This is a genomic window from uncultured Granulicatella sp., from assembly GCF_963528315.1.
Lineage (GTDB): Bacteria > Bacillota > Bacilli > Lactobacillales > Aerococcaceae > Granulicatella.
Map to the genome: position 1 here is coordinate 1 of NZ_CAURVV010000045.1, position 12,732 is coordinate 12,732.

Genomic DNA, 12,732 nt, shown 5'->3' on the forward strand with positions numbered 1-12,732 from the left:
CAAAGGAGGAGAAAGCCATGTTAGATGAAAGAACAAGATACCTTCAAGCATATTATGGGCATTTGGCGACTGTAGAATATCAAAAGGAAGAAGCTTTAAGACAAGGATTACAGCAAGGTAGGATTGAAATTGTTGTAGATTTAATTAAAAATGGAATCCTATCGAAAGAAATAGGGGCAAAGCAACTAAATATTTCTGAAAAAGAATTAAATAGGTATTTATAAAGACGAGGGAGACTTTTTGTTTTGGCAAGAAGTCTTTTTTTGTTTCCATGCAGAAAAACTATGGGATATAATAGTTAAAAACTATATAAAATATTCATTTAAAGTTATTGACAATAACTTGCGTATATATTATATTATCTACAACAGATAAATAACTGATGCAATGAACAGATAAGTAAATAAAAGCGAACGTAAAAAGAGAGTCCGGTTGGTGAAAAAGGATGCAGGAACTTTATTGAAAATGGTCTGGGAGCAACAGGAGTGATAAAGCTTCTGCGAATGGTGCCCGATACCGTACTAGAGTATAAACATGTACTTATAGAGTAACAAGCTGTGAAGTTTGTTAAAAATAGAGTGGTAACGCGATCCTTCGCCTCTAGTCAAAAACTAAGGTGGAGTTTTTTTATGGCTTAAATACTTGTAACATCAATTATCTGATTCGACGATTGACGGAAAGCGCGCCCGTTAATCATCATTTATAAATTGTAAAAAGAAAAGGGGAATTTATTTATGAATATTTCAAAATTAATTAAAACAGCAGCATTAGGATTAGTAGCTACAACATTAGTAGCATGTGGAAACGGAGCATCTCAATCAAAAGATTCAGCAACAACAGCAGCTCCAAAAGTAGAAGATAAAAAGATTACAGTAGTAGCTTCACCAGCACCACACGGTGAAATTTTAGAAGCAGCTAAATCAATTCTTAAAAAAGATGGATATGATTTACAAATCAATATCGTAAATGACTATGTAACACCTAACCAAATCGTATTCGGAGGAGATGCAGATGCAAACTACTTCCAACATACACCTTACTTAGAAAAATTCAACAAAGAACATAATGAAGACTTAGTAAGCGTTGGGAATGTTCACATCGAACCAATGGCTATCTACTCTAAAAAATACAAATCTTTAGCAGATTTACCAGAAAACGCAACAGTATATGCTTCAACAAACCCAGCTGAAGTTGGTCGTTTCTTAGCATTCTTCACTAAAGCAGGATTAATTAAATTAAAAGATGGTGTTAAACCAGTTGACGCTCAATTAAGCGATATCGTTGAAAATAAAAAGAACATTCAAATCAAAAATGAAATCGCTCCTGAATTATTAGTATCAACATATGAAGCAAACGAAGGTGATGCAGTTATCATCAACTCAAACTTCGCTATCGATGCTAAATTATCTCCTAAAAAAGATTCAATCGCTTTAGAAGATGAAAGCTCACCATATGCAAACTTAATTGCAGTTAAACCAAAAGATAAAGATTCAGACAAAGTTAAAGCTTTAATCAAAGCATTACAAAGTGATGAAATCCGTAAATTTATTTCTGATAAATATTCAGATGGGTCTGTAATTCCTGCAAAATAATGATAAAATAGAAGGTGTGGCATAAGCTATGTGCCACACCTTTTTTAGAGTATAAGGAGAAGAATGATGATTAAAATACAAGAAGTTTCTAAAATTTATCATGGCAAACAAGGGACAGTTGAAGCAGTAAAAGATGTATCATTAACAATTAACAAAGGAGAAATTTTTGGAATTATTGGTTTTTCAGGAGCTGGTAAAAGTACATTAATTCGTTTATTAAATGGTCTTGAATCTGTTACAACAGGTCATATTTTTGTCAATGATAAAGATATTACAACATTAAAGAAAAAAGAATTATTACAAGAACGTCGTAAAATTGCGATGATTTTCCAACATTTCAATTTATTATGGTCACGTACTGTTGAAGAAAATATTGCTTTTTCATTAGAAATTGCTGGTGTGGCAAAAGATGTTCGTCAAAAGAAAGTAGCCGAACTAATTGAAATTGTAGGCTTAAAAGGAAGAGAAAAGTCTTATCCATCTCAATTATCTGGTGGACAAAAACAAAGAGTGGGGATTGCTCGTGCATTAGCTAATGATCCAGAAGTATTATTATGTGACGAAGCAACAAGTGCATTAGATCCAAAAACAACAAAAGATATTTTGAACTTATTAGTAGAAATTAATAAACGTTTAGGATTAACAATTGTATTAATTACACATGAAATGCATGTTGTTCGTCAAATTTGCCATCGTGTTGCTGTAATGGAACAAGGTAGAGTAGTTGAAACTGGGGAAGTATTAGAAGTGTTCAAAAATCCTCAACAAACAATTACTAAACAGTTTGTTGGAGAAGAACGTTCTGAACAAGATTTACATGATGTTTTTGAACATTTATCAACTTCACTTCGTCCAGGTGTTGCTGTTCGTATTCAATATTTAGGGGATACAACTGCTGAAGGAATTTTATCAGAAGTAATTCGTAAACTAGATGTTTCTATTTCTATTTTACAAGCGCATGTCAATGTGACTCAAAAAGGTGTGCTTGGTAGTATGATTATTTTAATTGAAGAAGAATCTGCTAAAGCTGAAGAAGTGATTGATTTCTTAAGAAAAGCAGAAATTATTGTGGAGGTACTAGAGAATGTTTAATGTGTTTTTAGCTCAAACGAGTTTTTCAGAATTATTCCATGAGATGTTGAGCTTTAAAAATGTAGATTGGAATGAAGTGATTAAAGCAACTAACGAAACAGTTTATATGAGTTTTCTATCTACTTTCTATGTATTTATTATTGGTTTAGCGCTTGGTTTGTTTTTATATTTAACAAGTCCTGGTAGAAGTTTAGAAAATAAATGGGTGAATTTATTCCTTTCTGGAATTATTAATATTTTCCGTTCGGTTCCATTTATTATTTTACTTGCTTTATTAATGCCTTTTACAAAAGCGTTGATGGGAACTATTTTAGGGCCTAAGGGTGCGATTCCAACTTTAGTGATTAGTGCGGCTCCTTTCTATGCTCGTTTAGTGTCTATTTCATTAAATGAGATTCCTTCTGGAGTTGTAGAAGCGGCTGAATCGATGGGAGCTACGACTCGTCAGATAATTACGAAGGTGTTAATTCCTGAATCGCTTCCTGCGTTAGTGTCTGGTATTACGGTAACAACGATTGCATTAGTGGGTTCTACTGCTGTTGCGGGTGTTATTGGTGCTGGGGGATTAGGGAACTTGGCATATATGATTGGTTTTACTCGTAATAAGCAGGATATTATTTTCGTGGCTACGGTTGCGATTTTAATTCTTGTGTTCTTGATTCAATTCGTCGGAGACTATGCGGTGAAGAGGATCGACAAACGTTAATTTATTTCGAAATAGACTTTGCTTTATAGTAGCGGTGGACGCCAGCAAACCTTCGGTTTCATGGCTAAAATTCGAGCCTTGGTCTCGAATTTTCCGGTAATATAATCTGACTCTGCAGATTATATTACTTGTGCTACTATGCAAAGTCTTTTCTAATGAAACGGATATTTATTGAGAGTACGATATAGAAATAGACTTCCTTTTTTAGTAGCAGGGGACGGCAGCAAACCTACGGTTTCATGCCTAAAATTTGAGCCTAGGGTCTCAAATTTTCCTGTCCTATAAGCCTCTTGGCTTATAGGACTAATGCTACTACGGGAAGTCTTTTCTTATGGGCGGATATTTATTGGAGTACGTTTATGATATAGACTTTGCTTTATTGTAGCGGTGGACGTCAGCAAACTTGCGGTTTCATGAGAAATGCTACTATGCAAAGTCTTTTCTTATGGACGGGTGTTTATTAGAGTACGTATAAGAGATAGACTTTGCGTGATAGTAGCAGAGGACGGCAGTAGCTACCTTCGGTTTCGCTTGCTAGTGCTACTACGGGAAGTTTTTTCTTATGGACGGGTATTTATTAGAGTACGTATATGAAATAGACTTCCTAATTGATTTGGGTAGAGATTTTACGTTTTCTTGTTAGTGCCACTACAAAACTTTTACCTACATAAAAAATGAAAATACAACTGACTTTTCAAGTAGCAAGGGTAATAGAAACTGTCGCATCAGTTTCTATTACTGGGAAATTTGAGACCTTAGGCTCAAATTTTAGCCAAGAGATTCGCAAAGCGAAGCTACTGGCGTCCATTGCTACAGCACCAAAAGTCGGTTGTATTTTATTTTTTATATAAATGATGCAGATGAAAATGACCTTTTCATGAAATTTACATTGTTTACATTAAGAGAAGTAGTTGACAAGTGCTTGTTTTTCCTTTATCTTATTTATGCAAACCGGTTCCGCATATGGTTCCCAATTTAAAAAAGAAAGGATAGTTCAACATGAATTATGATGTAATTGCAAAAGAAGTCCTTGAAAATATCGGGGGACGTGAAAATGTTCAATCTGTCGCACACTGTGCAACACGCTTGAGAATTATGGTTCTTGATGAAGCAAAAATCAACAAAGAAGCCATTGACCAATTAGAAGGAGTAAAAGGAGCATTCTTTAACTCAGGTCAATATCAAATTATCTTCGGAACAGGAACAGTCAATAAAGTCTATGAAGCTGTTGCTCGCTTAGGAGTAGCAGAAACTTCAACAGCACAAATGAAAGAAGAAGCGAAAAAACAAGGAAACTTATTCCAAAGAATGAGTAGAACATTCGGAGACGTATTCGTTCCAATTATTCCAGTTTTAGTAGCAACAGGATTATTCATGGGATTACGTGGATTATTAACAAATCCAATTTTCCTAGGATTATTCGGAATGACACCTGATGTTATCGACAAAAACTTCTTATTATACACACAAGTATTAACAGACACAGCCTTTGCATTCTTACCAGCATTAGTAGCATGGTCAACGTTTAAAGTATTCGGTGGTTCACCAGTACTTGGAATTGTTTTAGGATTAATGTTAGTAAACAGTGCTTTACCAAATGCTTATGTAGTAGCTGCCGGCGGAGCAGAGCCTATCGTATTCTTTGGTTTCATTAAAGTAGTAGGTTACCAAGGAACAGTATTACCAGCATTCTTCGTAGGGATGATTGGTGCTAAATTAGAAAAATGGTTACGTACAAAAGTTCCAGATGCATTAGATTTATTAGTAACACCATTCTTAACATTCTTAGTAATGAGTGTTCTTGGATTATTCATTATTGGACCATTCTTCCATTCAGTAGAAACATTAGTACTAAATGCAACTGAATTTGTTTTACAATTACCATTTGGTTTAGCAGGAATTATTATTGGTGGATTACAACAAGTCATCGTAGTAACAGGTGTTCACCACATCTTTAATTTCTTAGAAACACAATTATTACAATCTTCAAAAATTGCTACAGGTGTGGAATTAAATCCATTTAACCCAATTATCTCAGCTGCGATGGCTGCACAAGTAGGAGCAACATTAGCCGTTGCTTTCAAAACAACAGATACAAAATTAAAAGCTCTAGCTTTACCATCAGCATTCTCTGCTGCATTAGGAATTACAGAGCCAGCAATTTTCGGGGTTAACTTACGTTTTGGTAAACCATTTGTAATGGGATTAATCGGAGGAGCTACAGGAGGTTTCTTAGCAGCTTTATTCCAATTAAAAGCAACAGGTATGTCTGTAACAGTATTACCAGGGATGTTATTATTCTTAAATAGCCAATTCCCATTATACGTATTAGCAATCGCAGTAGCCTTTGCAGTAAGTTTTGGATTAACATATACAATCGGTTATAGCGACGATATGTTGAAAAAATAAAAACAGTAAAATGTAAAAAAGAAAGTCGAAGCGTCACATGATAGCTTCGACTTTTATGTAGATGAGGAGTATCAATGAGTTTAGTAAGAAAAAGTAATACTGGAAAATATGGCTTAGTGTATCATATTGTTCCTCCATATGGATTAATGAATGATCCAAATGGATTAATTTATTTCAAAGGACAATATCATGTATTTTTCCAATGGAATCCAACAGATACAAAGCATGCGAATAAGCATTGGGGACATCTTGTTTCGGATGATATGATTCAATGGAAAAGAGTCGAACTAGCATTAGCTCCAGACCAATGGTTCGATAAAAGTGGTGTATATTCTGGTAGTGCTTATGTTCATAATAATCAATTATGGTTATTTTATACAGGAAATGTAAAAGATGAAGAAGGAAATGCTTCTAGTTATCAATGCTTAGCAGTCTCAGAAGATGGCATTCATTTTGAAAAGAAAGGCCCATTATTCGAACATCCAAAAGGTTATACAAGACATGTCCGTGATCCAAAAGTTTGGTATGATGCACGTGTCGATCATTACTGGATGGTTGTAGGAGCTCAAACGGAAGATTTAAAAGGAGATACATTAGTATATCGTTCAGAAGATTTACTTTACTGGGTATTGAATGGTTCAATTAGTGTTGAAGAAAAAGAATTCGGATATATGTGGGAATGTCCAGATGTGATTCCATTTGAAGAAAAGGATACCTTTATTTATTCGCCACAAGGAATTGAAGCTCAAGGAGAACGATTCAATAATTTATATCAAACTGTAGTGCAATTAGGGCAGTTTACAATCGATGGAAAATTCGTTGTAGATGCAGACAATTTAACTGAAGTTGATGCAGGATTTGATTATTATGCTCCGCAAAGTTTCCAAGCAGAAGACGGTCGCATTCTTCAATATGGTTGGATGGGAATTCCAGAAGGAAAAGAAGGACTTATCCCAACGATTCAAGATGGCTGGATTCATGCTTTAACAATTCCACGTGAAGTATCGGTTCACAATGGAAAATATCTTCAAAAACCTGCACGTGAATTATGGAATTTAACAACAGATGTTCAAAAAATCCAATGGAATGCGACTCGTTTTGAATCGGTCTTTTCTTCGCCTGCACAAGTGTGGACAGTGAATTGGAAAGAAGCCGTTCAGGATAAATTAGCGATTCAATTACGCAATGAAATTTTCATTCAATATGATGCAGAATCTCAAGTACTATTTGTCAGTCGTACCGATTGGGAAACAGGAGAAAAAGAAACAAGAGAAAGAACCTTACAATCTCCTCTGCAACATCTAAACGCTTGGATGGACTACTCAAGTTTAGAATTATTTGTTAATGAAGGAGAAGAAGTATTTACGCTTCGATTCTTTACGGAGGAAGATTCTTTGGACTTCTTGATTCAACAAACGAATGAACAAGAAATGGTGATTGAAGTGTATAGTATGAAGGAAAGTGGATTTATGGTAGAGTAAGTACACTTACGTTAGGGTATCTTACATTTTATCAAAGAGTAAGTACACATAACACTTGCTTTCTAGCCGTTTTTTCGGTAGTATAATGCATGGAATAGTAAGTTCTGAAATGGGTACAGAAAGTTCTTCATGGCTGAGAGAGAACCCCCGCTTTTAGAATTGAACCTACCAGCATATTGATTATGAAAATAATCCGGTTCACGTACCGTTATCACGTCCCAAGAGACATTTAACATGAAATGTAATTAAAGGTGGTACCGCGAGTCATTCGTCCTTTTTATAGGGAGAATGGCTCTTTTTTGTTCCACGATTATTAGAAAAGGAGTGCTAATATGGCAGAAAAAACAAACTTACAAAGAGAAGATTTCTCAAAATGGTATATCCAAACGATTCAAAAAGCTGATTTAATGGATTATTCACCAGTACGTGGATGTATGATTTTTAAACCAGATGGGTATGAAATTTGGGAACATATTCAAGAAGAATTTAACCGCCGTTTTAAAGAAGAAGGAATTCGTAATGCATACTTCCCAATGTTAATTCCAGAAAGCTTCTTCACAAAAGAAGCAGATCATATTGAAGGATTTGCGCCAGAATTACCATGGGTAACAGAAGCAGCAGGTGAAAAATTAGAAGAACGTTTAGCCTTACGTCCAACAAGTGAAACAATGATTGGAACTGCGTTCTCAAACTGGATTAATTCATACCGTGATTTACCATATGAAGTAAACCAATGGGCAAATGTATTCCGTTGGGAAAAGAAAACTTTACCATTCTTACGTACATCTGAATTTTTATGGCAAGAAGGACATACTGCTCACGCTGATGAAGAAGATGCACGTCGTCGTACAATGAAAATGTTAGATATTTATAAAGAAGTAGTAGAAGGTGTATTAGCCGTTCCTGTTTATGAAGGACAAAAAACTCCATCAGAACGTTTTGCTGGTGCGGTAGATACTTACTCAATCGAAGCAATGATGAAAGATGGAAAAGCTGTCCAAGCTGGAACTTCTCACTATATGGGAACAAAATTTGCAGAAGCATTTGACATTAAATATTTAACAAAAGAAAACGAACACGTACATGCTCATACAACTTCATGGGGAGTATCAACTCGTTTAATCGGTTCATTAATTATGACACATGGAGATGAACAAGGATTAGTATTACCTCCAAAAGTAGCTCCAACACAAGTAGTTTTAATTCCAGTTGGACCATGGAAGAAAAATCCAGCTATCTTAGAAAAATTAGAAGAATTACAACAACAATTAAAAGCAGCAGGCTTACGTGTGAAAATCGATGACACAGACAACTCACCAGGATTCAAGTTCAATGAATGGGAATTACGTGGAGTTCCAATGCGTATTGAATGTGGACCACGTGATTTAGAAAATAATCAAGTCATGACAAAAATGCGTGATTTAGATGAAAAAGTTGCGGTAGGTTTTGATGTGTTAGTAGAAACAATTCAATCTGAATTAGAAAAAATGCAAGGACGTTTATTAGAAACAGCTCGTGCAATGCGTGCTTCTAATGAATATACAAACATTGATACTTTAGATGAATTAAAAGCTCATATTGAAGCAAAACGTGAAGCTGGCGAAGTACCTGGTTGGGTATTAGTTGGTTGGGATGGAACAGAAGAAACAGAAGCTAAAATCAAAGAAGAAACTGGATTTACAACTCGTAATATTCCATTCAACCCACCAGTGAAAAAAGAAACATGTATCGTTTCAGGCAAACCAGCAACACAAACAGTATGGATTGCAAGAGCGTACTAATAACAATGTGCGAAGAAAGATGTTCTGAATCGAACCGTTGGAAGAAGAAGCCGAGGGCGACGAAAGTCGCACCGGATTCCTTCTGAAACGCACGTCGATTCAATCTTTCTGAGCCGTATTCAAACAATGTGCGAAGAAAGATGCTCTGAATCGAAACGTTGGAAGAAGAAGGCGAGGGTGACGAAAGTCGCACCGGATTCCTTCTGAAACGCACGTCGATTCCATCTTTCCAATGTAAAAAGAAATAACATTTAAATAAAGGACTGAAGAGGGTAAAAGTGCAAAGCATAGCACAACTTGCCCTCCTTCACACTTTTTAAACAAAAAACTAGAAAGGAAGTGCTCTATGCCCGTATTGGCTATTGATACCTCAAATAAAACTTTATCGGTTGCCATTGTCAAAGATGAGGGAACGATTGTTGAACAAACAGTTCCAGACACGTTACAACATAGTGTCAAACTAATGCCGGCAATTCAAGAAGTACTTCAAGAAAGTCAAGTCAGTATGCAAGAACTAACAGGTGTGATTGTTGCCAAAGGACCAGGTTCGTATACTGGACTTAGAATTGGAGTAACAGTTGCGAAAACTCTTGCGAAGACATTGCATATTCCGCTAAAATCTGTCTCAAGTTTACAAGCGATTGTTGCAAATGTTGTAGAAGTTGTTCCTGAGGGAGCCTATGTTGTTCCATTTTTTGATGCTCGTAGAGAAAATATTTTTACGGGTCTTTATCAAGTGAACCAACTATTTCCACAATTGGTAGCCCCAGAACGTCATATTTCATGGGGTGATTGGTTAGAAGAGTTATCGACTTATGAAGCTCCTCTTTATTTTGTTGGACAATTGACAGATGCACAAAAAGAGCTAGTTCTAGAAAAATTAGGAAATAAAGCAGTATTTACTGAAGAGAATGATGCCATTGCTCATGCAGGACACTTTGGTAAATTAGCACAAGATGCACTAGAAGAAGATGCAGATGTTTTTGTTCCGACATATTTAAAATTAGCAGAAGCAGAAGAAAATTGGAAAGCGAGCCACCAAGAAGAACAGGAGATAAACTATGTGGAGCGCATGTAAAGATTGGACACAATCTTTATGGCAACAATTAGGAAGATTAGCAGATCAAGCAATTCCTGTAGGAGACTTTGTCGTAACTCAATTGCCTCAGCAATCAAAACGAACTCCATTATCGAATGGATTAATTGCGACGATTCGTCTGGCGACGATCGAAGACATTGATGCGATTGCTTATGTAGAAGAAGAAGCGTATATGGACAATCCTCCTTGGGAAAGAGACGCTTTTGCAGAAGATTTAACGTATAATACAAAAGCTATTTATATCGTTCTAGAAATAGATGAGGAAATACAAGCGTTTATTGGTGCAAGAGTGACATCAGAAGATCTTCATATTACGAATATTGCGGTTCATTCGGATGTACGATTTTTAGGATGTGCGACTTTATTAATGAAGCAATTAGAAAAGTATGCACGCTTTTTAGAAAAAGATTCCATTTCCCTAGAAGTTAGAGTCTCAAATAAAAAGGCGATTCGTTTATATGAAAAATTTGGATTTATTCAAACAGGATATAAAGAAAAATATTATAAAAATGAAGTAGAGGATGCGGTACTGATGACTTATCCATTACCCCCTAAAACACCAGAATCATTCTCCTCGTCAGAGTTCTCGTTTAAACGATTAACGGTTGAGGATGATGTGGCAGAACAGTTATACCAATTGGTGCAACAACATTATGAACATCCTGGACATTGGAGTGCAAAAGCTTTCCAAGAAGATATTGCTTCTGAACATGGAGCTTATTATGGTGTCTATCATGTAGATACGTTAATTGGATTTGTTGGTATGCAAGTCGTCTTGGATGAAGCAACGATTACGAATATTGTGATTCATACAGGATTCCAAGGAAAAGGACTTGCCCAACGTTTATGGCAAATGGCGTGTTATGATTTAGGGTTGCAAGAAGTCGCAACCGTATTTTTAGAAGTACGAGAATTTAACCATCGTGCTCAGCAATTATATGAAATTTTAGGATTTGAGTGTTATCACAGAAGACGTGATTACTATACAGATCCATTAGAAGATGCCTTACTCTATCGATTAGAACTCAAGAAAGGAGCATGTGAACAATGACAAAGGAAGTCGTTATTTTAGCCATTGAAAGTAGCTGTGATGAAACAAGTGCAGCAGTGGTTGTCAATGGTCGTACGTTATTATCGAATATTGTCGCTTCTCAAATCAAAAGTCATATGCGATTTGGAGGAGTTGTACCAGAAATTGCAAGTCGTCATCATGTGGAGCAAATTACACAAGTGATTGAAGAAGCATTAGTACAAGCTGGCAAAACAATGGAAGAAATCGATGCAGTAGCGGTAACGATTGGACCAGGATTAGTCGGAGCTTTACTCATCGGAATTTCAGCTGCAAAAGCAGTAGCACTAGCAGCGAATAAGCCATTAATTGCCGTCAATCATATGGCAGGACATATTTATGCAAACCAATTAATCGAACCTTTACAATTTCCATTAATGGCATTAGTCGTAAGCGGTGGACATACAGAATTAGTCTATATGCCACAGGATGGACAGTTTGAAATTATCGGGGAAACTCGAGATGATGCAGCTGGAGAAGCCTATGATAAGATTGGAAGAATTTTAAACTTACCTTATCCAGGTGGAAAGAAAATGGATGAATTGGCGCATATTGGAGAAGATGTGTATGATTTTCCAAGAGCGATGATTCATGAAGACCATTATGACTTTAGTTTTAGTGGATTAAAATCAGCGGTTATTAATCGTATTCATAATGCAAAACAAAAAGGCGAAGAAATTGTGCCAGAAAATGTAGCGACAAGTTTCCAAGCAAGTGTTGTAGAAGTATTAGTAGAAAAAAGTAAACGTGCACTACAAGAATATCCTGTGAAGCAATTTGTATTAGCAGGAGGAGTCGCAGCGAACCGTGGACTTAGAACAGGTTTACAAGAGATGATGCAAAGTCTTTATCCAACGGTGACGTTCTCCATTCCGCCAATGAATCTATGTGGCGATAATGCTGCAATGATTGGTGCAGCTGCCTATTCAAAATGGTTAGAACAAGATTTTGCAGCGATGGATGTGAATGCAATGCCTGGTTTAGAACTAGGAGACTAGGGAAATTATTTTGGAATTTTAAGCTAAGAAAAATCTATTTCAACTAATAAAAATAGTTGCATTCTATGCCTAAGCATGCTATTATACTTGTGTTGCTTTATGCATAAAAATAAATAACTCTGGATTAGGCAATAATTCAGGGCAGGAGGAATAGAAAATGAAACAAGGAATTCACCCAGAATATCATCCAGTTGTTTTCATGGATACAACTACTGGATTCAAATTCTTATCAGGTTCAACAAAATCATCAAACGAAACTGTACAATGGGAAGATGGTAACGAATACCCATTATTACGTGTTGAGATTACTTCAGATTCTCACCCATTCTATACAGGTCGTCAAAAATTCACACAAGCAGACGGACGTGTGGATCGTTTCAACAAAAAATACGGTCTCAAATAAGAAGACAATTCTCAAACCTTTCTCGATTTCGAGAAAGGTTTTTTTGTGTATGACGGGCATGTCGTACATCTGAGGTGAAAGTCCTCCAAGGGCACCTGCTAC

10 protein-coding genes, 2 pseudogenes and 1 other annotated feature are annotated in these 12,732 nt (G+C 36.1%); all 12 genes and pseudogenes read left to right on the top strand.

Annotated features, from left to right (window positions below; genetic code table 11):
• Positions 1-224, top strand: a pseudogene (locus RYK07_RS07685) (hypothetical protein); the annotation flags it as partial.
• A 510-nt stretch (positions 225-734) separates the two neighbouring features.
• A complete protein-coding gene (locus RYK07_RS07690) occupies positions 735-1,592 on the top strand; it encodes a MetQ/NlpA family ABC transporter substrate-binding protein (RefSeq protein ID WP_314853260.1) in 858 nt (285 codons plus the stop codon).
• Between the two features lie 66 nt (positions 1,593-1,658).
• The gene (locus tag RYK07_RS07695; RefSeq protein WP_314853262.1) at positions 1,659-2,684 is read left to right on the top strand and encodes a methionine ABC transporter ATP-binding protein; all 1,026 of its coding nucleotides are present in this window, start codon (positions 1,659-1,661) and stop codon (positions 2,682-2,684) included.
• Complete coding sequence (locus RYK07_RS07700) at positions 2,677-3,390, top strand: methionine ABC transporter permease (RefSeq protein WP_020991446.1); 714 nt, start codon at positions 2,677-2,679, stop codon at positions 3,388-3,390. Before RYK07_RS07695 ends, RYK07_RS07700 begins: the two co-directional genes overlap by 8 nt.
• A 674-nt stretch (positions 3,391-4,064) precedes the next feature.
• The gene (locus RYK07_RS07705) at positions 4,065-4,241 is read left to right on the top strand and encodes a hypothetical protein (RefSeq protein WP_314853263.1); all 177 of its coding nucleotides are present in this window, start codon (positions 4,065-4,067) and stop codon (positions 4,239-4,241) included.
• A gap of 148 nt (positions 4,242-4,389) precedes the next feature.
• A pseudogene (locus RYK07_RS07710) lies at positions 4,390-5,781 on the top strand (sucrose-specific PTS transporter subunit IIBC); the annotation flags it as partial.
• Between the two features lie 92 nt (positions 5,782-5,873).
• On the top strand, positions 5,874-7,280 hold the full coding sequence (locus tag RYK07_RS07715) for a glycoside hydrolase family 32 protein (RefSeq protein ID WP_314853264.1): 1,407 nt from the start codon (positions 5,874-5,876) through the stop codon (positions 7,278-7,280).
• A gap of 81 nt (positions 7,281-7,361) precedes the next feature.
• Positions 7,362-7,559, top strand: a binding site (T-box leader).
• Positions 7,560-7,612: 53 nt separating this feature from the next.
• Positions 7,613-9,061, top strand: a complete 1,449-nt coding sequence (proS, locus tag RYK07_RS07720; protein WP_314853265.1) for a proline--tRNA ligase — start codon at positions 7,613-7,615, stop codon at positions 9,059-9,061.
• 346 nt (positions 9,062-9,407) lie between these two features.
• The gene (gene tsaB / locus RYK07_RS07725; RefSeq protein ID WP_314853266.1) at positions 9,408-10,139 is read left to right on the top strand and encodes a tRNA (adenosine(37)-N6)-threonylcarbamoyltransferase complex dimerization subunit type 1 TsaB; all 732 of its coding nucleotides are present in this window, start codon (positions 9,408-9,410) and stop codon (positions 10,137-10,139) included.
• A complete protein-coding gene (rimI, locus tag RYK07_RS07730; protein WP_314853267.1) occupies positions 10,123-11,211 on the top strand; it encodes a ribosomal protein S18-alanine N-acetyltransferase in 1,089 nt (362 codons plus the stop codon). The genes tsaB and rimI overlap by 17 nt, the downstream gene beginning before the upstream one ends.
• Positions 11,208-12,227: a tRNA (adenosine(37)-N6)-threonylcarbamoyltransferase complex transferase subunit TsaD gene (gene tsaD / locus RYK07_RS07735; RefSeq protein ID WP_314853268.1), complete on the top strand. Its 1,020-nt coding sequence runs from the start codon at positions 11,208-11,210 to the stop codon at positions 12,225-12,227. The genes rimI and tsaD overlap by 4 nt, the downstream gene beginning before the upstream one ends.
• A gap of 157 nt (positions 12,228-12,384) precedes the next feature.
• Positions 12,385-12,630, top strand: coding sequence for a type B 50S ribosomal protein L31 (locus RYK07_RS07740; RefSeq protein WP_314853270.1), 246 nt, complete (start codon positions 12,385-12,387; stop codon positions 12,628-12,630).
• Positions 12,631-12,732 lie beyond the last annotated feature (102 nt).

Bases quoted from the DNA above. Each gene is read 5' to 3' on its own strand.
- RYK07_RS07690 (WP_314853260.1), top strand. From the start codon at position 735: ATGAATATTTCAAAATTAATTAAAACAGCAGCATTAGGATTAGTAGCT.
- RYK07_RS07695 (WP_314853262.1), top strand. From the start codon at position 1,659: ATGATTAAAATACAAGAAGTTTCTAAAATTTATCATGGCAAACAAGGG.
- RYK07_RS07700 (WP_020991446.1), top strand. From the start codon at position 2,677: ATGTTTAATGTGTTTTTAGCTCAAACGAGTTTTTCAGAATTATTCCAT.
- RYK07_RS07705 (WP_314853263.1), top strand. From the start codon at position 4,065: ATGAAAATACAACTGACTTTTCAAGTAGCAAGGGTAATAGAAACTGTC.
- RYK07_RS07715 (WP_314853264.1), top strand. From the start codon at position 5,874: ATGAGTTTAGTAAGAAAAAGTAATACTGGAAAATATGGCTTAGTGTAT.
- proS (WP_314853265.1), top strand. From the start codon at position 7,613: ATGGCAGAAAAAACAAACTTACAAAGAGAAGATTTCTCAAAATGGTAT.
- tsaB (WP_314853266.1), top strand. From the start codon at position 9,408: ATGCCCGTATTGGCTATTGATACCTCAAATAAAACTTTATCGGTTGCC.
- rimI (WP_314853267.1), top strand. From the start codon at position 10,123: ATGTGGAGCGCATGTAAAGATTGGACACAATCTTTATGGCAACAATTA.
- tsaD (WP_314853268.1), top strand. From the start codon at position 11,208: ATGACAAAGGAAGTCGTTATTTTAGCCATTGAAAGTAGCTGTGATGAA.
- RYK07_RS07740 (WP_314853270.1), top strand. From the start codon at position 12,385: ATGAAACAAGGAATTCACCCAGAATATCATCCAGTTGTTTTCATGGAT.